23 protein-coding genes are annotated in these 26682 nt (G+C 37.1%); 18 read left to right on the top strand and 5 right to left on the bottom strand.

Annotated elements, in window-relative coordinates:
• Window position 1: 1 nt before the first annotated feature.
• The gene (locus NF867_RS01175) at window positions 2-742 is read right to left on the bottom strand and encodes an SAM-dependent methyltransferase (RefSeq protein WP_252585707.1); all 741 of its coding nucleotides are present in this window, start codon (window positions 740-742) and stop codon (window positions 2-4) included.
• A gap of 197 nt (window positions 743-939) precedes the next feature.
• Between NF867_RS01175 and glmM the strand changes: the two genes are divergently transcribed.
• The 3 genes from glmM (at window position 940) to NF867_RS01160 (ending at window position 4447) form a co-directional block, all read left to right on the top strand.
• Window positions 940-2319 (top strand): phosphoglucosamine mutase, encoded by a 1380-nt coding sequence (gene glmM, locus NF867_RS01170; RefSeq protein WP_252585706.1) that lies wholly within the window; start codon window positions 940-942, stop codon window positions 2317-2319.
• Window positions 2320-2434: 115 nt separating this feature from the next.
• Window positions 2435-3571, top strand: a complete 1137-nt coding sequence (locus NF867_RS01165; protein WP_252585705.1) for a cysteine desulfurase family protein — start codon at window positions 2435-2437, stop codon at window positions 3569-3571.
• A gap of 309 nt (window positions 3572-3880) precedes the next feature.
• Window positions 3881-4447: a porin family protein gene (locus NF867_RS01160; protein WP_252585704.1), complete on the top strand. Its 567-nt coding sequence runs from the start codon at window positions 3881-3883 to the stop codon at window positions 4445-4447.
• A 143-nt stretch (window positions 4448-4590) separates the two neighbouring features.
• Here NF867_RS01160 and NF867_RS01155 read toward each other — a convergent pair whose 3' ends face one another.
• The gene (locus NF867_RS01155) at window positions 4591-6453 is read right to left on the bottom strand and encodes a BamA/TamA family outer membrane protein (protein WP_252585703.1); all 1863 of its coding nucleotides are present in this window, start codon (window positions 6451-6453) and stop codon (window positions 4591-4593) included.
• Between the two features lie 154 nt (window positions 6454-6607).
• Between NF867_RS01155 and NF867_RS01150 the strand changes: the two genes are divergently transcribed.
• From NF867_RS01150 to NF867_RS01125, 6 genes are all read left to right on the top strand, one after another.
• The gene (locus NF867_RS01150; protein WP_252585702.1) at window positions 6608-7174 is read left to right on the top strand and encodes a helix-turn-helix domain-containing protein; all 567 of its coding nucleotides are present in this window, start codon (window positions 6608-6610) and stop codon (window positions 7172-7174) included.
• A 97-nt stretch (window positions 7175-7271) separates the two neighbouring features.
• Entirely contained in the window at window positions 7272-7484 is a 213-nt protein-coding gene (locus NF867_RS01145; protein WP_252585701.1) for a general stress protein CsbD, read from the top strand.
• Window positions 7485-7612: 128 nt separating this feature from the next.
• Entirely contained in the window at window positions 7613-8026 is a 414-nt protein-coding gene (locus NF867_RS01140; protein WP_252585700.1) for a sll1863 family stress response protein, read from the top strand.
• 84 nt (window positions 8027-8110) lie between these two features.
• Window positions 8111-8263: a lmo0937 family membrane protein gene (locus tag NF867_RS01135; RefSeq protein WP_252585699.1), complete on the top strand. Its 153-nt coding sequence runs from the start codon at window positions 8111-8113 to the stop codon at window positions 8261-8263.
• 95 nt (window positions 8264-8358) lie between these two features.
• On the top strand, window positions 8359-8871 hold the full coding sequence (locus NF867_RS01130) for a DUF1003 domain-containing protein (protein WP_252585698.1): 513 nt from the start codon (window positions 8359-8361) through the stop codon (window positions 8869-8871).
• A 20-nt stretch (window positions 8872-8891) separates the two neighbouring features.
• Complete coding sequence (locus NF867_RS01125) at window positions 8892-9125, top strand: hypothetical protein (RefSeq protein ID WP_252585697.1); 234 nt, start codon at window positions 8892-8894, stop codon at window positions 9123-9125.
• Between the two features lie 92 nt (window positions 9126-9217).
• Here the strand turns inward: NF867_RS01125 and accD are convergent, their stop codons facing one another.
• The gene (gene accD, locus NF867_RS01120) at window positions 9218-10063 is read right to left on the bottom strand and encodes an acetyl-CoA carboxylase, carboxyltransferase subunit beta (RefSeq protein ID WP_252585696.1); all 846 of its coding nucleotides are present in this window, start codon (window positions 10061-10063) and stop codon (window positions 9218-9220) included.
• A 270-nt stretch (window positions 10064-10333) separates the two neighbouring features.
• Between accD and fbaA the strand changes: the two genes are divergently transcribed.
• From fbaA to NF867_RS01075, 9 genes are all read left to right on the top strand, one after another.
• On the top strand, window positions 10334-11425 hold the full coding sequence (fbaA, locus tag NF867_RS01115; RefSeq protein ID WP_252585695.1) for a class II fructose-bisphosphate aldolase: 1092 nt from the start codon (window positions 10334-10336) through the stop codon (window positions 11423-11425).
• Between the two features lie 216 nt (window positions 11426-11641).
• Complete coding sequence (locus NF867_RS01110) at window positions 11642-13495, top strand: glycoside hydrolase family 13 protein (protein ID WP_252585694.1); 1854 nt, start codon at window positions 11642-11644, stop codon at window positions 13493-13495.
• 88 nt (window positions 13496-13583) lie between these two features.
• On the top strand, window positions 13584-14234 hold the full coding sequence (gene pgmB, locus NF867_RS01105) for a beta-phosphoglucomutase (RefSeq protein WP_252585693.1): 651 nt from the start codon (window positions 13584-13586) through the stop codon (window positions 14232-14234).
• 98 nt (window positions 14235-14332) lie between these two features.
• A complete protein-coding gene (locus NF867_RS01100; protein ID WP_252585692.1) occupies window positions 14333-16660 on the top strand; it encodes a glycoside hydrolase family 65 protein in 2328 nt (775 codons plus the stop codon).
• Window positions 16661-16759: 99 nt separating this feature from the next.
• Window positions 16760-18598 (top strand): alpha-amylase family protein, encoded by a 1839-nt coding sequence (locus NF867_RS01095; RefSeq protein ID WP_252585691.1) that lies wholly within the window; start codon window positions 16760-16762, stop codon window positions 18596-18598.
• A 176-nt stretch (window positions 18599-18774) separates the two neighbouring features.
• Complete coding sequence (locus NF867_RS01090; protein ID WP_252585690.1) at window positions 18775-20085, top strand: MFS transporter; 1311 nt, start codon at window positions 18775-18777, stop codon at window positions 20083-20085.
• Window positions 20086-20301: 216 nt separating this feature from the next.
• On the top strand, window positions 20302-20724 hold the full coding sequence (locus NF867_RS01085; protein ID WP_252585689.1) for a GNAT family N-acetyltransferase: 423 nt from the start codon (window positions 20302-20304) through the stop codon (window positions 20722-20724).
• A gap of 17 nt (window positions 20725-20741) precedes the next feature.
• Window positions 20742-22157 carry an alpha/beta hydrolase family protein gene (locus tag NF867_RS01080; protein WP_252585688.1) on the top strand — a complete coding sequence of 472 codons (1416 nt, stop codon included), beginning with the start codon at window positions 20742-20744 and terminating at the stop codon, window positions 22155-22157.
• 23 nt (window positions 22158-22180) lie between these two features.
• Window positions 22181-22645: a hypothetical protein gene (locus tag NF867_RS01075; RefSeq protein ID WP_252585687.1), complete on the top strand. Its 465-nt coding sequence runs from the start codon at window positions 22181-22183 to the stop codon at window positions 22643-22645.
• Between the two features lie 317 nt (window positions 22646-22962).
• Here NF867_RS01075 and NF867_RS01070 read toward each other — a convergent pair whose 3' ends face one another.
• Window positions 22963-24018 carry a class I fructose-bisphosphate aldolase gene (locus NF867_RS01070; RefSeq protein ID WP_252585686.1) on the bottom strand — a complete coding sequence of 352 codons (1056 nt, stop codon included), beginning with the start codon at window positions 24016-24018 and terminating at the stop codon, window positions 22963-22965.
• A gap of 60 nt (window positions 24019-24078) precedes the next feature.
• Entirely contained in the window at window positions 24079-26592 is a 2514-nt protein-coding gene (locus NF867_RS01065; RefSeq protein WP_252585685.1) for a cation-translocating P-type ATPase, read from the bottom strand.
• Between the last annotated feature and the right edge of the window lie 90 nt (window positions 26593-26682).

The raw sequence follows: 26682 nt of genomic DNA, 5'->3' as shown, positions 1-26682 counted from the left end.
GTTATTTTTTTCGGCACACAAATAGTAAACGGTCTGAAACTTCGGGTTTAAACGGTCCAAGGTCATAGTCTCCAAAAGTAGCTTCGATTTCAAAACCGGCTTTTTCAAAATATCGTTTAAAATCATCCACCCTTAAGGCTCTTACCTCTTCCTTAAAAGCAAAATGGCGTCCTTTATCTTCAAAGTCAATTTTTTTTATGATCGCCCCGTTTTCAATTTTACGTTGAATATGGAATTCGATGTTTTCGATATGTTGAACCTCGCGTAGCACCAAATTGTTTTTAAGTTTTTCAGCATTCATGAAATCAAGTACTAAAACACCACCTTTTTTCAATGACCGGGAAAACATATTTACTGCATGCTGGTGATCTCTGTCTTTTTCGAAAAAACCGAAACTGGTAAATAGATTAAACACGATATCGAAATAATTAATGAAGAACAAATTGCGCATATCATGAACATAAAAATGCAGTTTCCCATTTTCGTGAATATTAGCAAGTTTTATGTTTTCTTCAGATAAGTCGATACCGGTAACATCATACCCTTTTTTATTCAGGTAAATGGCATGACGGCCTTTTCCGCAACCCACATCCAGCATTCGCTCCGTAGCTGATGGCGTCAGATATTCGCAGAGATTATCCATTAAATGCTCTGCTTCGCGTTCATCGCGTTTGTTGTAAAGTATATGATAATAAGGCGAATTGAACCAATTTTGGTACCACTTCTGTTGTTTATCAGGCATAGCAGCAAATATATAAAACCAATACGAGCAATTTTAAGCCAAAAATGATTTATTCGGGGTTGCTAAAAATTAAGGTGATTCTATTGAACATAGAACTTCTTAGTAATTTAACTTGCGCCAAAACTTTACAAACAGGTAATTGCCTATTCTAATTTAATATTCTAATTTTGTTCGCAATAAATCAATAAAAATCAACTTTGACACTTATAAAATCTATTTCAGGCATTAGGGGTACTATTGGTGGTGCTCCGGGCAACGCTCTTACTCCTTTAGATGTAGTAAAATTTACTTCGGCTTTTGGCCAATGGGTAATTAACAAAACCGGTAATAAGAAAATTGTTATTGGCCGGGATGCGCGCATTTCGGGTGAAATGGTTAGAAATCTTGTGGTAGGTACATTACAAGGATTAGGTATTGATGTTATTGACCTCGATCTATCAACTACCCCAACCGTTGAAGTAGCTGTTCCTTTGGAAAACGCAGGAGGTGGAATTATTCTTACAGCAAGCCACAATCCGAAACAGTGGAACGCTTTAAAGTTGTTAAACAACAAAGGTGAATTCATTTCTTCTGCCGATGGACAGGAAGTTTTGGATATTGCTGAAAAGTCTGCCGTTGAATATGCCGATGTTGATTCTTTAGGGTCTTATAAACTTGATCATACATATGTTGATAAACATATTGAACTGATTTTGGCTTTACCGTTGGTGGATGTTGAAGCTATTAAAAATGCTAATTTCAAAGTTGTTGTAGATGCTGTTAATTCTACAGGCGGTATTTTTGTACCTAAACTGCTTAAAGCCCTGGGTGTTGAAACAATTCATGAATTATATTGTACTCCAGATGGGAAGTTTCCTCATAATCCTGAACCACTAGCTGAGCATTTAACTGAATTGTCAAAAACAGTTGTTGGGAAAAAAGCTGATCTGGGTATTTCCGTTGATCCAGATGTTGACCGACTTGTGTTTATGAGCGAGGATGGTAACTTATTTGGAGAGGAATATACGCTGGTGGCTGTTGCCGATTATGTTCTGAAACATCAAAAAGGTAATACTGTATCAAACTTGTCTTCAACCCGTGCTTTACAAGATGTAACTGAAAGTCACGGTGGAGAATACAACGCTGCTGCTGTAGGAGAGGTGAATGTTGTTGAAAAGATGAAAGCTACTAATGCAGTTATCGGTGGTGAAGGTAATGGAGGGGTGATTTATCCTGAATCACATTATGGCCGTGATGCTCTTGTTGGAATTGCATTATTTTTAACACATTTGGCCAAATTCGGTAAAAGTATTTCAGTATTAAGAAGCACTTATCCTGAATATCATATATCAAAGAATAAGATTACCCTGACTGCAGAAATGGATATTGATTCATTGATGCAGAAAATTCAGGAAAAATACCAAAAACAACCAATCAATACGATTGACGGAGTTCGTATAGAATTTGATAAACAATGGGTACATTTGCGTCGATCAAATACAGAACCAATCATTCGTATTTATTCAGAGGGAAGTTCAGAAACGGTTGCGGATGCCTTGGCAAACAAAATAATTTCTGATTTCAAGGAAATGATATAATTGAAGTAAGATTTAGAAAGTTAGGAGTACAAAAGTTATCTGGGAGGTACTTTGTATTTTGTTCAACTAACTTCTAATTTGATTTTAACCTAAATACCAAAATAATAACCTAAAAATGAGAGTTTATTTAGACAATGCTGCGACCACACCTATAGACAAGGAAGTGTTAGCGGTGATGTTTAGCATGATGGAGAATCAATTTGGGAATCCTTCTTCCATCCATGCACACGGTCGCGAAGTTCGCTCAGTAGTTGAGCAAGCTCGTAAGACCGTTGCAAAATTGCTAAATGTTTCACCTTCAGAAATTTTCTTTACTTCAGGAGGAACCGAGGCTGATAACACAGCTATTCGTTGTGGTATCAACGATAATGGTATTACTCATGCAATTACTTCCAAAATCGAGCATCATGCAGTAGGACATACGCTTGAAACATTGGAGAAAAATGGTTTAATTAAATTAAGCTACGTGAACATTGACGAAAAGGGGAATGTAGATTATAACCATTTGGAAGAATTACTTCAAACTAATGAGCGTAGTTTTGTGTCATTAATGCATGCCAATAATGAAATTGGGACATTGCTTGATATTGCACGTGTAGGCGACCTTTGCGAAAAGTATAATGCATTATTCCATTGTGATACGGTTCAAACCATGGGACATTACGTTCATGACCTTAGTCATTTGAAAGTACACTTTGTAGCTTGTGCGGCACATAAATTACATGGCCCAAAAGGTGTTGGATTTTTGTATGTTAACCACAATGTGAAAATCAAACCATTGATTTATGGTGGAGCTCAGGAACGCAATATGCGTGGTGGTACTGAAAATGTGTATGGTATTGCAGGTTTGGCAAAAGCATTGGAAATTGCTTATCATGAAATGGAACAGCATGCTAATCATGTTCAGGAATTAAAAACCTATATGAAAGAGCAGTTGCTGCAGAATTTTGCTGATATCCAATTTAATGGAGAAACAGATCCTGAGAAGAGCTTATATACAGTATTGAATGTATCTTTCCCTGAGTCAGATATGGGCGATATGATGCTGTTTAATTTGGATATTAACGGTATCTCAGCTTCGGGAGGAAGTGCCTGTTCTTCAGGTTCAAATATTGGTTCACACGTGTTAACCGGTATTGGTGCCTGTCCAAACAGACCTTCAGTTCGCTTCTCGTTCAGTAAAATGACAACTAAAGAAGAGATTGACTATACAGTTGAGAAACTAAAACAGATTGTTCCGGTAGCGGTATAAACAGTTTAATCATATTACAAGAAAGGCGGATTGAGAACAATCCGCCTTTCTTGTAATATTTACTTCCGTATTTGTTTTATATACCTTTGGTGTATTTATAGTAAGAATTAAAAATATCTTTTATATAACGTTTACATACTTCTCATTCTATACTTTATCTTATTGGTGTTCGTGTTAGCTATCATTATGTTAAAAATAATGCGAAAGGAAAAAGTTTATTTTATGTGGTATGTTTCCTGGCAGTGCTAAAACATCGGCTTTATGGCAAAAAGCCAGAAAATATTGCCGAAATAATTAAAAACCTAATACATGAAAAAAATTTACTTTTTATTGGCAACTATGTTGTTTTCAGGAGCAGCAATGGCCCAGAGTACAAAATTTGGTTTTAAAGCAGGTGCTAACTTCGCTAATAATATATATTCGGGAAATGGTTTGGATATTTCAGTTTCTTCTGTTACAAGCTTTCACGCGGGAGGTTTTATAACCTTAGGTTTAGCAAAAAAAATGGCACTTCAGCCTGAGTTGTTGATCTCAGGACAAGGAGCCAAGTTTGAAGGGGCTAGTGATAATACCTTGTATTTAAATGTTCCCGTAATGTTTAAATATAATGCAGTAGCCGGGTTGAGTTTTGAAGCTGGTCCTCAAATAGGACTATTATTGAGTGCTAAAACTAAAGTGGACAGCGTGTCATTTGACGATAAGGAAAGTTACAACACCTTTGATTTCGGTGCTAACGTAGGGGCAGAATATGCTTTGCCAACGGGGTTGCTATTTAATGCTCGCTACACATTGGGTTTGGCTAATATTGCTAAAAATTTTGTTGGCTTAGCTGTTAAAAACACAGTGTTTTCATTAGGCGTAGGTTACCGTTTTTAATATTTCCATTTTATAAAAAAGTTTGTTAAAGCAAGAGCTATTTGAAAGGGTGATTTCTGAAAAATATGTTGTTTAAGGCCCTAATAGCATTTCTTTCATAGATGGTATACTATAGCTACGATACGCCATAGGATCTTAGGATTTTATTCAAAACGGATGAATTCTGGACGCTGGATAGGAGTAGTTCTGAACCGTATATTGGGTATGCTTCTCAACGTGAGCCCAACTTTTTTCATATCTGAAGGAGCTCCAGGATAAAGATAAGCTCCTATTTCTAAAGTCCGGAATACAAGACTTTCGTTTTTGATACGTATACCTGTTCCTAGTACAGTGTACAGTCGGTTGCCAAACAAGAGCTCACCTTTGTCCCCAAGTTGTGCTATCTGGGCAACAGTGAAAAAATTAAACTTAAACCCTAAAAACCGAAAAGGAGCATAGAAGTCGGCTTCACCACCAAGGTTAAGACGCTGATAACCTTGTAATAACGCTGAATTATAACCAATGATGCCTCTTTCAGCGTTTAAGTTGATCGCTTTATTAAAATGAGGGTTAATGCCAATTAGATAATTCAGATTGATTTGGTAACGAAGTTTCCAAGTGTTAAGCGTATAAAGCTTGCTGTAATAATCATTATTAACGCCAAATACAATATCTTCAATTCCATTCTTAAAAAAACCGCCGAGTCCTATGCCTGTGACCATAAAATTGCCTTGGGTATAGATCTTAGAGCGTTCGAATTGTGCTCCGGTATAAATCCGTTTTCTATTGATCCATTTTTCCACTCCTACCGTAAGAGCCAGGTTATATCCACTTGGAATATCCTCAATACGGCCAAATTCAAATACATAACGGGTTTTGAAATATCTTTGCTGGAAAAAGTTGTACTCGCCAATTATATACTGCCGGTTATTATAATTTGGATCTAGCCGGTAAATGTCCTGTTGCGGTTGTCGAGTAAAATCAATCAGACTATACCTTAATGATATTGCTTTACGAGTACTATTTTCAAAACCTTTTTTAAGTAGTTTCTTCACGTTAAATGCCCATGCTCCCCAAACATCAAAATATCTGTAAGCATAGTTGCGATAATAACTTGATGAACGGGAATAAACATCCATTGAATAGTTGTACGATATAGTTAGACCTCCTCCCAGGCGTACTGTCGGCTTATACAGCTGCCTATCCAGGTGTACAAAGAAAGAGGTTTCATAAACGCCAGTATCTATCGGTATAGCATTGTTTATTGTTGTGTAGCCAATGGATGCATCAACAAAACTCCCCCAAACATTGTATTTTACATAAGAGACGGCTGTTCCTACTTTTGGTGTGCGATTTTTGTCGAGACTCACTGCCACGTCAATTCGCTGGCCTCCGCCCAGTAAATTTACATTATATAGTCTCAGGTTAGAATGAGCAATGCTTACTCCGAATTCAAAAGCATCTTGTGTAATGATCATTACATCCACCGAATCTTTCGTATCTGCAAGTGGTTGAATATAGATTTCTGCTGTTTGGAGAAAGGGTAAATGGCGAAGGTAATAAGCATTATAGGCCATCAGATATGAACTCACCGTATCTTTCTTTTCGCTGAAAAACAATCCTTCCCTGATAACGTTCGATTTGGTGTTTATGTGTAAAAAATCCAAGAGATGCTGCAGTTTTTGAATGCTATTCCGTGACTGTTGAATATCGTCTGAGACGCGGTTGAAAACGTTCACCTGTCCGATAATTATATTCCGAATAACCTTTCCTTGGTACGGCTTATAGAATCTTTCACTTAGCACATCATAAGGAGCATTTTTTAATATTTTATATAGGGTATCAACTGGATTTTTATGCTTTGGTGAATCGATGGTAAAACTTATTTTCTCCCCTGAACCAGGTTTAAGGATGGTATCGCCAAAAGATAAATGGGCATCCCTTGGCTTACTATAAATAGCATAAGAGAAGAGTGGAAATGGGTGAATGAATAGGCAAGCTAAAAAAGCGAGCCAAACTATTGACATGTTCCTATTGCTTTTAAGCTTCATAACATTAAAATATACGCAAATAACTTTCCATTTAAAGTATACTCTGTTACCTGGGGTAGTCCTATCAAGCGTATTGTTTTTGTAAATTTATATGAAGCACTCAAGAAATGTATTATAAACAAAAGCTGCCATGAAGCTATTTATCAAGAATATGGTTTGTATTCGATGTAAAATGGCATTGAAGTCCGAATTGGAAAAACTTGGCTTGCAGTACACTCAGCTCGAATTAGGGGAGGTTGAGATAAAAGGGAGCATTTCTGAGGATCAATTAAAACAGCTCGATAAAGGATTGAGAAAATATGAGCTGGAACTAATGGATGATAAAAGGAGTATGCTTATTGAAAAGATCAAAAGTACAATAATTGAATTAGTACATTATACAGATGATCAATTGAAAGTAAATCTATCTGACTATCTCAGTCAAAAACTCAACCACGACTATACTTATCTGGCTAACCTGTTCTCAGAAGTCCAAGGCATCACAATTGAAAAGTTTTTTATCACACATCGTATAGAAAAGGTAAAAGAACTATTGGTGTATGACGAACTTAGTTTAACGGAAATTTCCTACAAGTTGCACTTTAGCAGCGTTGCTCATCTTTCTAATCAATTTAAAAGAATCACCGGATTAACCCCTTCTTATTTTAAACAATTAAAACATAAAAGGAAAGGTATAGTTGGCCTTGATAATGTGTGAATTATGTAACTATTAGCTTTAGTTATGTAACATTCTTCGCGGTTTATATGGGTACATTTATGTTGTAATTGTTAAACCACCCTTTTAAATTAAAATCATGGGAACAACACCATCATCATCAAGACCAACAGGAACATTCGGACAGCAAAAGTGGAGCGAGCAAAAAGTTAAGCTTATTGCGAAATATCCTGTACTTACAGACGCCGATGTGCATTATGAACAAGGCAATAAAGAAGACATGATGCGAAAAATTGAAACCAAATTGGGTAAAACCAAAGAAGAATTGAATTTAATTATTCAAAAATTGTAAGTATTTCAATAATGAGTCAATGCCTTTTGGCTCATTGTTTTTAAAACTATTTCTTAAACGCTAAGAAGGTATGGTAAGGGCCTAAGTAATAGTTAAATAAATGTTTTAAACAATTTTATTTAAATAATATGAAAAAGTTAATGCCATCCTTAATTATAACAGGTTTTATAACAGGAATTAGCATGCTGGCTTTCGCTCAAGAGGGAAAACCAGAAATGGTAGAACCACAAAGTGTTAAAGTAGTAACAAATACTGATTCTATAGCAAGCTATACCCAATTTAGGGCAGACGCTCAACAAAAGATTACAAGTAACGATAAAGATATTGCTGCTTTAAAAGCAAAAATGGTAAAGGGTAACGCCAAGGCAGATAGCAGGTATCATAAAAAAATAGTAGCTCTTGAAAGTAAAAATGACGATTTACGGAAACGTATAGCCAATTACAATTATAATGAGAATGATTGGCCGCAATTTAAACAAGAGTTTAATCATGACATGTACGAATTAGGTAAAGCGTTTAAAGGATTTACCTCCAAGAAGTAAGTAAAACTTAAGGTTCACTTTTAGTAAGTGAGCCTTTTAATGTATTGAGTATAGGTTGGTTAGTGAACTTAAAATTTTAAAATCATGGGAAATTTATTGTATATAATAGCTGTACTGCTGGTTGTAGGATGGCTAATTGGTTTGGGTTTTCATGCCGGAGGCCTTATTCACCTACTGTTAGTAATTGCATTAGTGGTTGTAGTTATTAGATTGATTCAGGGTAGAAGTACCATTTAAGGATGAATTAATTACGTAAGCAGGATTAATTAGTATTGTAGTATGAATGCTTTGGCTAAAAAAGGCAGGGAGAATCCAGTGTAGAAAATGATCAAATGAAGAAACTGCATCAGTTAGTAGACGATGCTATCAAAGAAGAAAAATTGATCATTAATAAACTCCAACACCCGCCGGAGGAACTCATTTTAAAAGGGCAAAAACTCTCTGATAAAGTGGCACAATTTGGCGGCAGTTGGAAGTTTATAATTTTGTTTGGATTTATTTTAGCGGTATGGATTTTATATAATGTTTTAGTTGGAGAAACATCTGAATTTGATCCGTATCCTTTTATACTAATGAATTTGATCCTTTCTTGTCTAGCTGCTCTTCAAGCTCCTATTATTATGATGAGTCAGAACAGGCAGGAAGATAAAGATCGAAAAAGGGCAGAAGATGATTATCTTATTAATCTTAAATCAGAAATTGAAATTCGAAATCTTCATCAAAAAATCAATCTTTTAATGGAAGAACAAATTGATAAACTGATGAAAACACAGGAAATGCAGATTAAATTGCTTCAGCAACTCTTGAAAAAAGACCATCAGGAACAACTTAAGGAGATTACCTAAAAAATAAACTAAAGAAAATTATGAATACGCTCGATATAAATAAAAGTTTAATGCAGGATATTATTGTAGCATCAGTTGAGATGGAAGAACTTTGTCCTGAACTATATTTGTTTTTGGACGAAACACCTCAATTACGAAACGAGGTAATTGAAAAAACGCCCAGTACTGCTGCTTTGCAAGAATATCTGGAAACGTTAAAATGCCAGTTATTAAAATTTAATTGTTTACCGCTGGTTATTGTTTCTGCTGTATAAGGATAATACAATGCTATCTATGATTTCATAAAAAAACGGATAAGTTTTAATAGGCTTATCCGTTTTTTTGATTTATTTTTTTGTGTAAATATCTATTTAGCAACCATGCGTAAGAATGAAGCAATCTTCGCTTTCATGTGACGACGGTCAACAATAAAATCTAAAAAGCCGTGTTCTAAAACGAATTCGGCACTTTGGAAGCCTTTAGGAAGATCTTTTTTTATGGTTTCTTTAATTACACGTGGTCCTGCAAAGCCGATCATTGCACCCGGTTCAGAAATGTTAATATCTCCCAGCATAGCATAAGAGGCTGTAACACCTCCGGTAGTTGGATCGGTTAATAAAGAGATATAAGGAATCTTAGCTTCAGAAAGAAGGGCTAGTTTGGCGGAAGTTTTAGCCATTTGCATAAGCGAAAAAGCCGCCTCCATCATACGGGCTCCTCCTGACTTAGAAATCATTAGGAACGGAATTTTATTTTTTAAAGAATAATCAATTGAGCGAGCAATCTTTTCACCCACCACCGAACCCATAGAACCACCGATAAAATCGAAATCCATACAGGCAATAACAAGGTCTTGTCCTTCAATCTTACCAACTCCAGCACGAATTGCATCTTTCAATCCGGTTTTGGCCATTGTCTCAATAATACGATCAGTATATTTTTTACTGTCGACAAAGTGAAGAGGGTCCCCTGAAGTTAAATTTGAAAAAAGTTCGGTAAACTGATTATCATCAAACAATACTTCAAAATATTCTTTAGAGCCAATTCTTATATGATAACCACAATGATGGCAAACATATTTGTGCTCTGTCTGTTCAGAATTGTGTAATACCTTTTTGCATGAAGGGCATTTGTTCCAAAGACCATCTGGCGTTTCCTTCTTTTCTTCGGTCTTTGTGGTAATACCTTCATTTTTTCGTTTAAACCAACTCATAGTTTCTTTATGGAATGTGTTTGTTTTTAAGTTTAATTAATTTTCATGATTGGTTTAGTTTAGGTTAATCATGAAAATCTGCCTTTATTAAAAAGGGCTGCAAAATAGTAAAAATCTATAACTCGACATTCATTAGCTTCAAAATTAATCAGTATTATATAGCTTGGGTGTCGTAAAACCATTGTCAAAATATCAAAAAAGCGCTTGTAAAATGGTTTTAATCACTATCTTTAGCCTCTCAATTTAAATCCTCTATTAAAACTATTCTCTATGTCAGACCAGACTCAAACAGCCATTAAAAAAGGCGTTTTGCACGGTGACGCAGTGCAGGAATTATTCGAATTAGCAAAACAACATCAGTTTGCTTTACCGGCTGTAAACACCATTGGTACTAACACCGTTAATGCAGTTATGGAAGCTGCTAAGGCTGTTAATTCTCCTGTTATTATCCAGCTTTCTAACGGTGGTGCTCAGTTTTATGCTGGTAAGTCATTAAACAACGACAATTTGCAAGCTTGTGTGGCTGGTGCAGTTTCCGCTGCTCAGCATGTGCATTTACTTGCTGAAATGTATGGTGTTTCTGTGATTTTACACACCGATCACGCTGCTAAGAAATTATTGCCATGGATTGATGGTATGCTTGATGCAGGAGAGAAATTTTATGCTCAGCATGGTAAACCACTATTCTCTTCACACATGATCGACCTTTCTGAAGAGCCTCTACACGAAAATATCGAAATCTGTCAAAAATACCTTGAGCGTATGAGCAAAATGGGTATGACTTTAGAAATCGAATTAGGTGTAACAGGTGGTGAAGAAGATGGTGTTGATAATTCGGATGTAGATAGCTCGAAACTATATACACAACCGGAAGAAGTTGATCATGCTTATACTGAATTGAGCAAAATCAGCCACCGTTTTACTATTGCTGCTGCATTTGGTAACGTTCATGGTGTTTATAAGCCAGGTAATGTGAAACTTTCACCAGTAATTCTGAAAAACTCACAGGATTATATTAAAGCGAAACACAATTTGACGGCTGAAAAACCAGTAAACTTTGTATTCCATGGTGGTTCAGGTTCATCGCAAGAAGAGATTCGCGAAGCTATCTCTTACGGTGCAATTAAAATGAACATTGATACTGACCTTCAATGGGCGTATTGGGAAGGTATTCTTGCTTTCTATAATGATAAGAAAGATTACTTACAAGGACAGATTGGTAACCCGACAGGTGAAGATGCTCCTAATAAGAAATATTATGATCCACGTGTTTGGTTACGTAAAGGCGAAGAAACCTTTGTTAAACGTTTGATTCAGGCATTTGAAGATTTGAACGCTAAAGACGTACACGGTCGCGTTTAAATTTCAGCAACTATTATATAAATGAAGGCTTCCTGTATTAACGGGAAGCTTTTGTTTTTTTTGGTGTAAGCGATTTTAAAAGATATTGTGTGTTAGTGAGTTATCCAAATTTTATTTTGTATTTTTAATAAAACCTTATTGAAAAAAATAAAAATAGCATGGCGTTTAAATTATATTTCTATCTTAGGCCCATTAATAACTTTATAACAGCCAGTAATGAAGTATTTGAATAATTTACTCCTATGCCTTTTGGCAGGGGTAACCTTTAATGCCTATGCCCAAGCGCCAGCATTAAAGCGGGTCGATCCTGCTTTCTGGTGGGCTGGAATGAAAAATTCCAAATTGCAGGTTTTGCTGTATGGTGATAACATTGCCACTGCTACCGTATCTGTTAAATATCCTGGATTAGTTTTAAAAAAGGTAAATAAAGTTGAAAACACAAACTACCTGTTTGTAGATTTCGATATTGCTGCTGCTAAACCAGGCAAGTTCGATATTGCACTTACTTTTCCTAATGGTAGTAAGGCGAGTTATGCGTATGAGCTGAAACAGCGCAATACCACAAACAAAAAATTGATGGGGGTAACCAATAAAGACCTTATCTACCTTATTATGCCTGACCGGTTTTCTAATGGAGACCCTAGCAACGATAAAGTGTCTGGTATGCGCGACCAATCATTGAGCCGAGATTCTCTTTATACCCGCCATGGTGGTGATATTAAAGGAGTAATTAATCATCTTGATTATCTTAAAGATTTAGGTGTAACAGCTATTTGGATGACTCCTGAAATAGAAAATGATATGAAGAATGCTTCGTATCATGGTTACGCAGCAACAGATTTTTACAAAATTGATCCACGTTACGGAACTAATGATTTATATAAAACTTATGTTGACGAATGTCATTCAAGAGGTTTAAAGGTTATTAAGGATGTTGTTCCTAACCATTGTGGTAGTGAAGCCTGGTTTATGAATGATCTACCATTTAAAGATTGGGTGCATCAGTGGCCTAAATACCAACAAACAACCTATAAGGATCAGCCAGCGATGGACCCTTACCGTAATGATATGGACTGGAAACTTCAGGTTGACGGTTGGTTTGTTCCAACTATGCCTGATATGAACGAAAGCAATCCGTTTGTAGCCGCTTACCTTACCCAAAATTATATCTGGTGGATTGAATATGCAGGTTTGGATGGTTTTCGTATCGATACTTTTCCATACAATGACCTTCAGTTTATGGCCAATTGGATGGATGCCGTACACTTAGAATATCCTCAGTTTAGTATTTTTGGAGAAGCGTTGGTTAACTCTGTTGTTAGTCAGGCGTTTTATACTGGAGGAGCAACCATCAATCAAAAGTTTGATACCAAATTGTCAGGCGTTACAGATGTGGCAATAAAGGAAGGTATTTATGAATCATTAAACGGTCATTTCGGATGGATGAGCGGTGTTAGCAAGCTGTATGATGTTTTGTCACAGGATTTCATTTATAAAGATCCATCAAAGAATGTAATCTTTATGGATAACCATGACATGAGCCGTTATTTTTCAATGGTGGGGCAGAACTTTGATAAATATAAATCTGGTTTATCTATTTTATTGACCACACGTGGAATTCCACAGGTATATTATGGTGTTGAGATTTTGATGAAGAATTTTTCTAATCCAGACGGTTGGGTTCGTGAAGATTTTCAGGGAGGCTGGGCAGAAGATAAACATAATAAGTTTACTACCGAAGGTCGTACTGCAAGTGAGAATGAGGCATTTACCTTTTTCAAAACGTTAGCTAACTACCGAAAAAATAGCGATGCATTACAAAATGGTAAATTAATGCATTACGTACCAGAAAACGGGATCTATGTCTATTTCCGTTATACCAATAATCAAACTGTAATGGTGATTGTCAATTCAAATGATACGCCACAAATTTTGGAAACAGGTCGTTTTAACGATCGTTTGTTAGGGTTTACCAAAGCTAAAAATGTCCTTAGCGGTGAGTCATTAAATCAATTAAACAAAATTAAGCTTTCGGCAACAACTACTGTTGTGTTGGAATTAGGAAAATAAATTTAGTTAATGGATGATGATTCCGGAGCGTTAGCGATTGGAAACACTTTGTGAATCATCATCAGGAGACTAGGAATTAAAAGAAGTTATGAAAGAGTTAAAAGCTTGCATTTTCGATCTTGATGGAGTGATTGTAGATACCGCAGTGCATCACTATAAAGCCTGGAAGCGATTAGCTAATTCATTGGGCTTTGATTTTACAGAAGAGCAAAATGAACAATTAAAAGGCGTAAGCAGGGTTCGTTCGTTAGAGATCATTTTAGCAATTGGTGGTTATTCGGCAACAGCAACAGAGCAAGAAAAAATGGCCGCTCAAAAGAATGATTGGTACCTTGAGCTTATAGGGCAAATGACCCCTGAGGATATTTTACCAGGAGCCAAAGAGTTTGTTGAAGCCTGTAAAGCTGAAGGAATAAAAACCGCTATTGGTTCAGCAAGTAAGAATACGTTAACAATTTTATCCAAAATAGGATTGGATAAACATTTTGACGCTATTGTTGATGGTAATAAAGTAACTAAAGCTAAACCAGACCCTGAAGTATTTTTAAATGCAGCTAAAGAGTTAAATGTTGACGCTTCGGTCTGTGTGGTATTTGAAGATGCCATTGCAGGAGTTGAAGCAGCTAATAACGCAGGTATGCGCTGCGTAGGTATCGGACAGCCAGCGGTACTTACAGAAGCGAATGCAGTTGTTTCGTCGTTAGCTGAGATCACATTAAGTAAAGTAAAATATTTATAAACAGCCAGTTAAGAATGAGTAATTCAGTAACTTAGGGATAGGTATCGAATTTGATGATAGCTACATCTGGTTACTGATTACTCTCAATTAAAAGAATCATGAAACAGTATCTTGAAATTAACGAATGGAGCATAGTGGAAAACGGCTTCCATCGTGAACACAATAAGATTTCGGAAAGTGTGTTCAGTTTGGGTAATGGTCGTTTCGGTCAACGCGCCAATTTCGAAGAGGATTTTGCCGGTGAAACAATGCAGGGGAATTATGTTGCCGGTGTTTACTATCCTGATAAAACCCGTGTAGGGTGGTGGAAAAATGGGTATCCTGAATACTTTGCCAAAGTATTGAATGCCACTAATTGGGTTGGTATTAAGGTTGAGGTTGAAGGGGAAAACTTCGACCTTGAACATTGTGAAGTACGAGACTTTAACAGGGAGCTAAATATGCGCGAAGGCTACCTTCAGCGTAGTTTTATAGCCAAGCTCAAAAGCGGTAAAGAAATTAAAGTTGTTGCACAACGGTTCTGCAGTATTGTTAATGATGATTTAGGGGCTATTCGCTACGCAGTAACTCCTTTAAATTTTTCAGGAAATATTAAGCTAACTCCTTATTTAGATGGGGATATTAAAAACCAGGATGCCAATTATGATGAAAAATTTTGGGATGAAGTAAATAAATCTGCAACTAAGACGGCCGCTTATTTAACATTAAAGACCCGCAAAACAGGTTTTGAAGTTTGTACCGGAATGCGTTTTTCTGTTTCTCAAAACGGGCAAACTGTAGCAATTGAAAGCAAACCAATTGAACGGGAAAAATACGTAGCCAATGAAGTTACTGTACAGGCTAAACAAGGTGAAGAAATTGTATTGTTTAAATATGCCGCTATTGTTTCTTCATTAAATCATACTCCACAAGACTTATTGGCTGCTTGTAAGAAAGCTTTGGATATTGCTGAAAGAAAAGGCTTCCAAACACTTTTACAAGAGCAGGCTGCAGCTTGGGCTACCAAATGGGAAGAATCAGATATTGTTATTGAAGGAGACGCTGCTGCACAGCAGGCTATCCGTTTTAATATTTTCCAATTAAACCAAACTTATACCGGTGAAGACGAGCGATTGAATATTGGTCCTAAAGGCTTTACTGGAGAAAAATATGGAGGCAGTACTTATTGGGATACGGAGGCTTATTGTATTCCTTTCTACCTTGCTACTGCTGATCAAAAGGTGGCTAAAAACCTGTTGTTATATCGTTATAAACAATTAGATAGGGCTATTGAAAATGCGGGTAAGCTAGGTTTTAAAGAGGGAGCTGCATTATATCCTATGGTTACCATGAATGGCGAGGAGTGTCATAACGAATGGGAGATCACCTTTGAAGAAATTCACCGTAATGGGGCTATCGCTTTTGCGATTTATGATTATATCCGTTATACAGGTGATGAAGGTTATTTAACAGAAGCCGGAGCAGAAGTGCTAACAGCCATCGCCCGTTTTTGGTCACAAAGAGTTAATTGGTCGTCAGAACGCCAAAAGTATGTGATGTTGGGTGTTACCGGGCCAAATGAATACGAAAACAACGTTAATAACAATTGGTACACCAATTACATTGCTTGCTGGTGTATGGAGTATGCTGCCCATGCTTTAAAATATGTAAGTCAGCAGTCTCCGGAAAAATATGCGGCTCTTACTGCAAAGATTAATTTTAAAAACACAGAGCTTGAAAAATGGTCGCATATAGTTGGAAATATGCATTATCCAGAGGATAAAAACTTGGGCATTTATTTACAGCAAGACGGATATTTAGATAAGGAACAGATTCTTGTCAAAGATTTGCCGGTATCTGACCGCCCATTGAATCAAAAATGGTCGTGGGATCGTATCCTTCGTTCGTGTTTTATCAAGCAAGCAGATGTTTTGCAAGGATTATTCTGCTTTGAAGATAAGTTTGATATAGAAACCATTCGTAGAAACTTTGATTTTTACGAACCTCGTACCGTCCATGAATCTTCTTTATCACCTTGCGTGCATTCGGTTTTAGCTGCAAAACTCGGAGATGAAAAACGTGCCTATGAGTTTTATCTGCGTACTTCACGTCTTGATCTTGACGATTACAATAACGATACTGAAGATGGCTGCCACACCACTAGTATGGCCGGAACCTGGATGTCGGTGGTGCAAGGTTTTGGTGGTATGCGGGTGCGAAACGGACAATTACACTTTGCTCCGTTCATTCCTGGAAAATGGAACTCATTCTCGTTTAAAGTTGGATTCCGTGGTTCATTACTTAAAGTGAAATCTCATAAGAATGGTACCACCATTCAAAATCAAAGTGATAAAGAAATTTCGTTGTTCGTGTATGAACATGAATACACCGTAGCTGCAAACAGTGAGATTGAAGTCAGAAAAGAAGATCTGGTATCTTCTAAGTAAGAGTTAATTGAAACTGTAAGTATGTAATTATTAAAGGGAATAGTTGAAAGGTCGTTTCGACGGCCTTTACAACTCTCCTAATAAATGCCAAAAGAAATAATGAAGAAACAGTTTTGTGCCTTCGCTCTTCTACTATTGGTGTTAGGCGCTAACCTAACCTACGCTCAAACAATGAACAAACAACCTGTATCATCAGATGATAAACTGATTATTTATCAAATGATGACCCGCTTGTTCGGTAATAAACTTACAACAAATAAGACGAATGGCTCTGTTGAAGAAAATGGAGTTGGTAAGTTTAATGATATCAATGAAAAAGCCCTCTCAGAGCTGAAAAAACTAGGTATTTCACATGTTTGGTATACTGGAGTTATTGAGCACGCCACCATGACCGATTATTCAAAATATGGCATTCTGCCTGATGATCCGGATGTGGTTAAAGGCAAGGCGGGTTCTCCCTATGCAATCAAAGATTATTATGATGTAAATCCGGATTTGGCGGTTGATGTTAAAAAAAGGATGCATGAATTTGATGCATTGGTTAAGCGCACACATCAGCAAGGATTAAAAGTAATTCTTGATTTTGTTCCTAACCATGTTGCCCGCACTTATAAATCAGATGCTAAACCTGCCAATGTGATCGATTTGGGTGAAAAAGATGATCGATCAAAAAGCTTCGACCCTCACAACAATTTCTATTATTTTCCTGAACAAACGTTTGTAGTTCCTGCCGGATATAATCCAGGGGGCGAAGGATTCACGAATCCGTTAAAGGATGGAAAGTTTAAGGAATTACCGGCTAAAGCAACCGGAAATGATGTTTTTTCGGCCACTCCGTCTGTTAATGACTGGTTTGAAACCATTAAGCTAAATTATGGTGTTGACTACCAAAACAACAGAACCTCACATTTCGAACCAATTCCAAATACCTGGAAACAGATGAAGGATATTTTACTCTTCTGGGCAAATAAAGGTGTGGATGGTTTTCGTTGTGATATGTGTGAAATGGTTCCAGTGGAGTTTTGGAACTATGCTATTTCTGAAGTGAAAGCTGCGAAGCCTGAAATAAGGTTTATCGGAGAGGCTTATAATCCTAAGGCTTACAGTTTGTATTTAGACAAAGGGAAGTTTGATTATCTGTACGACAAAGTCGGCTTATATGATACCTTGAAGTACGTTATTCAGCATAAAACAAATGTCGATGCTATTTCTCAATCATTAAATAAAGATGTGAAAGGAATATCGTCTCATATGCTCAATTTCCTTGAAAACCACGATGAACAGCGTATTGCAAGCAAAGATTTTGCCGGCGAGGCTAAAAAAGGCATTCCGATGATGACTGTTGCCGCAACTGTTTCTACGGGGCCTATAATGATTTATTTCGGACAAGAAGTAGGCGAGCCCGGTTCTGGAGAAGAAGGTTTCGGTGGTGAAGACGGACGAACCACTATTTTTGATTACTGGGGAGTACCTGAACATCAGAAATGGATGAACAATGGAAAGTTTGATGGTGGGAGATTATCTGACGAACAGAAGAAGCTACGTAAGTATTATAGTAATCTGCTAAACACTTGTAAAACTGAAAATGCAATTCGTTCGGGTGGTTTTTATGAACTTCAGTTTGAAAACGGAGGAGGAAAGAGTGCCGGTTATAATCAATATTTGAACTATTCCTATCTGCGCTATACTGATAAGGAATGTATATTGGTAGTTAACTCATTTGATACAGCGGTTAACATGAATGCTTGTATTAAATTAGGTAAAGAAGCTTTTGATTTATTGAAACTTGACGTAAATAAGAGTTACACATTTACCGATTTATTAGGCTCTGGATTTAAGGTAACTGTAAGTGGTGCCGATTTAATAAGTAATGATGCTCAAAAAGGGATTCCTATAAGTATGTCTTTTATGAATAGCATGATTTTGAAAATGAATTAAACAACAAATGATAGTTGATAGGAAGCTGAAGCCTCGACCATTTCAGAAAATCTAAACTATCAGATTTAAACAAATAATAACCAATTTATCATTAAGCAGTAAGTAGCAAAGATTATAGTTGTGGGGAATTAAGGCGATGTCAATAGCTATTTTCTGCTAACCTAAACAATCTAATTATGAGTGTAAAAGTATTAGTAGAAAAACCAAAACTCACATTTTGGCAAATCTGGAACATGAGTTTCGGTTTTTTAGGAATTCAGTTTGGCTTTGCCTTACAAAACGCAAATGTCAGCCGTATTTTTGAAACGCTAGGAGCCAAAGTGGATGACATTCCAATTCTTTGGATTTTTGCCCCTTTAGCAGGATTACTTGTTCAACCCCTGATTGGTTATATGAGCGATAACACCTGGGGGCGATTGGGGCGCAGAAAGCCTTATTTTTTGCTTGGTGCCATTTTATCATCCTTCGCTTTATTCATAATGCCAAATTCATCGGTTTTATGGATGGCTGCCGGCTGTTTATTGATCCTGGATGCTTCAATTAACATTTCAATGGAACCTTTCAGGGCCCTTGTAGGCGATATGTTGCCATCATCTCAACGTACCGTTGGTTTTGCTATGCAAAGCTTCTTTATTGGCCTTGGTGCTGTAATAGCGTCAGCCTTGCCCTATCTGCTCCATAATGTGTTTGGTATGTCAAATACTGCTGGTGTAGGTGAAATTCCTGAAACTGTTAAGTATTCATTTTATTTAGGCTCAATAGTTTTTCTTGCTGCAGTTTTATGGACGGTTGGAAATACGAAGGAGTATCCTCCTGAACAATTTGAAAGTTATGCGGCGCAAGAGATGGTTGAAGAAAAAGGATCATTTATTAAAGATGTTCTTTCAATGCCAAAAACCATGAAACAGTTGGCAATTGTTCAGTTTTTTACCTGGATTGGCTTGTTTGCTATGTGGATCTACACTACCTCTGCAGTGACCAGTTCAATTTATGGTACCACCGATACCACATCGGCTGCCTATAACGAAGGTGCTGATTGGGTTGGGGTTTGTTTTGCCGCCTATAATGGTTTTGCTGCAGTTATGGCTTTCTTGTTACCTATGTTGGCAAAATCAATGAGTAGGAAACAAGTACATGCTATTTCATTGCTTGCTGGTGGTATTGGATTGATCTCGGTTTTCTTTATCAATGATCCTAAGCTTTTATTGGTATCAATGTTAGGAGTAGGGCTTGCCTGGTCAAGTATCTTATCCATGCCATATGCAATTCTGGCAGGCTCTTTACCAGTTAAGAAAATGGGATTCTTTATGGGGGTTTTTAACTTCTTTATCGTAATTCCACAGATAATCAGTGCAGTGTTATTGGGATACCTTACCAAACATGTTTTCGGTGGCCATGCTATCTATACGTTAGTATTAGGAGGAGGCCTGATGATATTGGCTTCATTGCTTGTCCTTTTTGTCGACGATGTTGACGAAGCTAAATAGTGAAACTTCATAAGTTTATTGAATAATTGGTAGGAAGCCGTCACTTGTGACGGTTTTCTTTTTGACTTGTTTTCCTGGAATTCAATAAGGGATATAAATTCATTACAATTAATGCGAATTCTAGGAAAAGGAAAATATGAAGTTGAGAGTTATAGTTGTCGAGTTTTTTATGGTGTAACCTGAAGATAAAGCGTCCAATTTTTATATTTTTAAGCCATGATAACAGTAAAGCAAGCTCATTCGCGTACCGATCTGGAAGAAGTTTTTAAGATCAGGAGAAATGTTTTTGTTGAAGAACAAGGCGTTCCAGCTGATTTAGAGTATGATGACTATGACGATGAAGGAGCAACTCACTACCTTGCTGATTTGGACGGTAAACATGTGGGTGCTGCACGTTGGATAGAAACCAATGAAGGTTATAAGCTGCAACGATTTGCTGTTATTGCTGATGCCAGGGGTCATGGGGTTGGTTCGGCATTAGTGATCAAAGTGTTAGAAGATATTCCTAAAGATGGAAAGAAGATTTATTTACACTCACAGGAGTCAGCTGTAGGCTTATACCTTAAACATAATTTTGTGACCGAAGGAGAAAGGTTTGAAGAAGCTGGAATTGGACACTATAAAATGATATTAAAATAATTCCCTTCACCTTTACCATGAAAAAGACCTTATTCCTTATTGCCTTAGTTGCTGTTTTTTTTAACCATGCTTGGGCACAAAATAATACCATTGCCGGAACGTGGCATGGTGCGGTTAATGTAGGTATACAGCTCCGTATCGACTTTCACATAAGTAATGAAGCCGGCTTATTGAAAGCAACCATGGACAGTCCAGATCAAAAAGCATACGGTATTGAGGTTGATGAAATTAATTTGAAGGCCGATACACTCAAATTGAAAATTAATAGGATCGGTTTTACTTATTCGGGTATCTATTCAGAAGATAAACAGATCATTGAAGGTAAATTTTCTCAAGGAGGTTTGGTAAAAGAGTTGAATTTAAGCAGGAACGAATCTAAAGAGGTTGCTGAAAAACATTTTCCGCAAGAACCATTGCCTCCGTTTGCTTATCATTCCGAAGCCGTAAGCTTTACGAATTCGAAGGATAAGGTTAACCTGTCGGGAACTTTTAGCCGTCCGCAAAAAGAAGGAAAATACCCTGTTGTAGTACTCATTTCAGGTTCTGGTCCACAGGATAGGGATGAAAATATTAGCGGGCATAAGCCTTTTCTGGTAATAGCCGATTATCTTACAAAACAGGGTTTTGCCGTATTGCGATTTGACGATCGTGGTTTTGGGAAATCTACGGGCAGTTTTGCCAATTCTTCGTTATATAATTTCGCTGGTGATGTGGTGGCAGGAATTGACTATTTAAAGACCAGAACCGATGTTGATGCAAAAAAGATCATTTTAATAGGGCATAGTGAAGGTGGGTATATTGCTCCGATGATTGCTTCAAAATCAAAAGATATAGCTTTAATTGTCCTATTAGCTGGCCCTGGAGTAAAAGGCGTAGAGGTGCTCCAAACACAAAATCGACAAATTTTAGAAGCCAATAATATTGGGAAAGAACGTATTGATGCCGAACTGCAAACAATCAAAGAGAGTGCAGAGGTTTTAGCATCTTCTAAAGATTCATTAGCTAAAGCAATGGAGCTGAAGCCGATTTTTGAGCGTCACTGGACAAAAGTTTCGGAAGTAGAGAAAACCGCCTTTCCATCTGAAGATGCTTTTGTACGAAGCCGGATTCGTGTATGGCTTTCTCCCTGGTTTTCTGCCTTTGTAAACTTCGACCCGAAACCTTATTTAGAAAAAGTTAAATGCCCGGTTTTGGCCATGAATGGTACAAAAGATATTCAGGTTTATTACAAAGAAAATTTGGAAGCGCTGAAAAATGCACTTGATAAAGGAGGAAATAAACGCTGCACTTTTGCAGCCATGGAAGGTTTAAATCATTTGTTCCAAACAGCCAATAAGGGAACTGTTGATGAATACAGTACGTTAGAGGAAACCTTTTCACCAAAGGCTTTGCAATTATTAGGGGATTGGTTGAAACAGGAAATAATCAGATAGTTAATAGGTTTATTTGTAATTATATGAGTATCTACCTAACCTTAACACCATCCAGATATAAATTTTACCTCTATTTGCTAGTTAATATGGCAATTTCTCTTTGTGTTATTTTTTGTGTCAATGTATTGCTTTATAGATTGGGAGTTTCGGTTTATGAAAAAATCCATATAAGCGGCGGAGTTTTTCTGGTAAGTATTATAACTGAACTTAGAAAGGACCGTATTGAAGAGGTTATTGTTGATCGGGAAAAGAAAATACTTACTATTAATTATTATAGGCCTTTTGTAGGTAAGGATTCAATAAACTTTCAGTTTGAAGAACTTATTTATCAAATGAGTAGTTTCAATTGGTTTGGTAAAAGGACGTATACAATCATATTTGAAAAGAAATGGGGGCCAATGTTTAGGTTGAATTCGCTAAAAGATAATTTCTCAAGCGAAATGATTGTTGATATTAATAATAAATTGAAAGAAGAAATTAATAAATAGGTAAGCATTCATACCCGATTATCTCGAATCATTACCTATAAGTGCAATCTATAGTAAAATATACCTCCCGCTGATCGCGTAGATTTTCGCAGAAATAATGACTTAATCTTAAATAAGATTTCTATTTGATTAGCGATAATCAGCGTTATCTGAGGAGAAATATACTCCCGCTGATCGCGCAGATTTTCGCAGAAATAATGTATTAAGCTCAAATAGGATTTCTATGTGATCAGCGGTAATCAGCGTTATCTGCGGGAGAATATACATCCGCTGATCGCGTAGATTACCGCTGAATATTGTACTTTCTCCAGACATTTTTACGCAATCGTAATTTCTTTATTCAAATAAACATCCTGCACAGCATTCAGTAATTCAATTCCTTCTTTCATTGGTCGTTGGAAGGCTTTACGGCCCATGATCAGTCCTTGTCCGGCAGCTCGCTTATTGATGATAGCAGTTGAAACTGCCTCGGCCATATCACTCGCACCTTTAGATTCTCCTCCTGAGTTTATCAAACCAATCCTTCCGGAATAACAGTTCAGCACCTGGTATCGACACAAATCAATTGGATGATCGGAACTTAAATCGGAATACATCTTTGGATTACTCTTAGAAAAGTTGATGGCTGTAAACCCACCATTGTTTTCAGGGAGTTTTTGTTTGATAATATCAGCCTGGATGGTAACTCCCAAATGATTGGCTTGTGAGGTAATGTCAGCCGATACATGATAATCAATTCCGTCTTTCTTAAAGGCATTGTTACGGGCATAACACCAAAGAACTGTAGCCATCCCTAATTCATGTGCTCGTTCAAATGCCGCAGCAATTTCAATAATTTGACGTGAAGATTCTTCTGAACCGAAGTAAATAGTGGCGCCAACTGCAACAGCTCCCATATTCCAGGCATCTTCAACACTTCCAAATAAAATCTGATCAAATTTGTTGGGATAGGTGAGCAGCTCGTTATGATTGATCTTAACCAGAAAAGGGATGTTATGTGCATATTTTCGGGAAATAGAGGCCAATACTCCAAAAGTTGAAGCAACTGCATTACAGCCACTCTCAATAGCCAATTTTACAATATTCTCCGGATCGAAATAAATTGGATTAGGAGAAAACGAAGCTCCAGCAGTATGTTCTATTCCCTGATCTACCGGAAGAATTGATAAATACCCGGTATTAGATAATCGGCCATGCCCGTAAAGGGTTTGAATACTTCGTAAAACCTGATTTGATCGATTACTTCCAGTAAAAAGCCGGTCAACAAAATCAGGGCCCGGAAGATGAAGAGTTTCTTTTGAAATTTTAGGTTGATGGTTTAACAGAAATTCGGCCTTTTCGCCTAATAGGTCATTAATTTTTGTGAGCGTCATAATTTTAATAATTGATTGGTAATGGAAATTAGCATAAAAATCATTCCTAAAAGAAAGTTCCTAATTGGTTGGGGCCGAAATTTTTAATCGTTTTGCAAGCTTGTACAATTCAAAAGGTATTACAGTGAGCATTCCTATTAAGAAACTCTTGATCAAAAGTTGATTGTCGGGTTTTTCGAAATGAAAAAGATCGATCAGGTATTGAATGTTTAATAAGAAGAATAGGAGTGCTAGCGTAACACCTATTACAATGGGCATCAGCTTGTTTTTGTAGCGTAATGTGTAAATAAATGAATAATAAAATGAGCGGTTAGAAAGGGTAAGAAATACATTGGCGATGATCAATGTAGTGAATACCAATGTGCGGGTTAAGTTTTCATTAAACTGGTGGTGAACCCCGAATTGATAGATATAAAGTGAGCCTGCCGTAATCATAAGGCCTTGGAAAATGCTTATGCTTAATTCTTTGATAGAAAGGAATGTGTCTGTCATTTTTCTTGGTTTTTGCACCATCAGGTTTTTCTCAATGGGTTCGTTTTCGTAAATAATCGAACACGTTGGTCCCATGATTAGTTCCATAAAAATTACATGAACCGGACTGAAAATAGCAGGGAACTTCCATCCTAAAAAAAGAGGTATTGAAACCGTTAAAATAATAGGGATATGAATTGAAATGATGTATTGAATAGCTTTCTTCAGGTTGTTATAAATTTTCCTTCCCATAGCAACCGCATCGATCATCTTATTTAAGTCATCATCTACGAGAATTAAGGAAGAAGCCTTTTTCGCTATTTCGGTGCCTCTTTTACCCATAGCTATTCCAATATGCGCTGCTTTTAAGGCTGGTCCGTCGTTTACGCCGTCGCCTGTCATTGCCACGATCTCATTGTTTTCTTTCAACGCTTTAATAATTCTAAGCTTTGCATCAGGAAACATTCGGGTAAACAGGTTGGTAGTTTTAACCCGATCTCGTACTTCGGCATCATTTAATAGCATCAATTCATTTCCGGTAAGAGCATTTTCGACTCCTTTAAAACCGGTTAAACGGGCAATAGCTCCTGTTGTTTCTGCATTGTCGCCGGTTATTATTTTAACATTAATGCCAGCTTTATAGAAGCTTTCAAAGGTTTGTTTAATGTTTTCTTTGGGAGGGTCGAAAAATGCCACTAATCCGATGAAATTGAATTTAAATGCCTGTTGCGTTTCCGGAAAGGTATCAGGCGAAAAATCGGTGGTAGCCACCGCTAAAACACGATAACCCTGCGCCGATAATCCTCGTGTTATACGATTTACCTCGTTTGCTTCTTTTTCTGAAAGAATGGAACATGCCAGAACTGCTTCTACCGCTCCTTTGGTGGCAATAATTCTGTTTTTCGATCCATCTTCAAAAATATGCGTCATCATTGGAGGTTTTCCCGAAAGAGGATATTCATGATACATACTGTATTGGGGTCGAACATCAGTTGAACTAAGCTTTTGATAAACAGTATGCAGCGATTTTTCCATTGGGTCGAACGGAATTGGCTCACTGGCCCACATCGCATAAGTAATTACAGTAATTGCATCGGCTTGGTTAAACTCATTCTCAAGAAATACCTTTTTCGAGTTAAATGCATAAACCCGAGCGAGTTCCATTCTGTTTTCGGTGATGGTTCCGGTTTTATCGGTGCAAATAACAGTTGCTGAGCCTAAGGTCTCAACGGTTTGCGTTTGTTTAACAACAATACCCATGTTTATTAAGCGCCAGGCTCCAATAGCCATAAAAGTGGTAAAGGCAACCGGTATTTCTTCGGGAAGAATGGACATGGCCAATGTGAGTCCTTTCAACAAACTTTCAGCAATGCTGTTTCCGCGTACATAATTGACCAAACATATCAACACAAATACAATAACTCCGGCAATTGCCATCTTTTTAACAAAGTTTTGAATTTGCTTTTGGAGCGGAGAGTAATCTGTTTTTATGGTAGTAAGGGATTTTCCAATTTTCCCTAATTGGGTATTTGAACCAATAGCATTCACTCGGGCAATAGCCAAACCTGATATTACCGTAGTGCCTTGAAACAGTTGTGAGTTTCCATCGTCACTATTTTTTTGTATAGCAAAGGCTTCACCGGTTAAAATTGATTCGTTGATAGAAAAATCATTTGATTGTATGATCATGGCATCGGCAGCTACCAGATCACCTTCTTCGCTAACCAGTAAGTCCCCGATCACAATTTCTTCGATATCAATGCTTACCCTTTCGCCATTTCTGATCACACTGGCTTTGTTTGAAGTGAGCTTTTTTAATTCATTTAGGGCAGTACGGCTCTTGTAATCTTGCCATATAGATATTGCTGCTACCATTGCAATGGCTGCCAACAAGAAGAAGCCTTCACGTGGTTCATTCATCAAAAAATACAACAAGGTGGCAACAGCAAGTATCAAAAACATTGGCTCAAGTACAGCTTCTTTCAAAGCCATCAATAAGCCTGATGATTCTTTATGCTCTGCTTTATTGGTTCCATGCAATTTTCTTGAGTTAATTACTTCTTCATCGGTTAAGCCTGATTCGGGAAGCGGTGTTTGCTGCATTTAGGTATTTGTTGAAAGGGTTTACGTCTAGAATTAATTTCGAAAAAGATGATCAGAAATGAAGGTAAGTTAATGTTAAAGCATGATAAT

The organism is Solitalea agri, from assembly GCF_023914155.1.
Classification (GTDB): Bacteria; Bacteroidota; Bacteroidia; order Sphingobacteriales; family Sphingobacteriaceae; genus Solitalea; species Solitalea agri.
The sequence above is the reverse complement of the archived record's forward strand: the minus strand, read 5'-3'. Positions and strand labels throughout refer to the sequence as shown.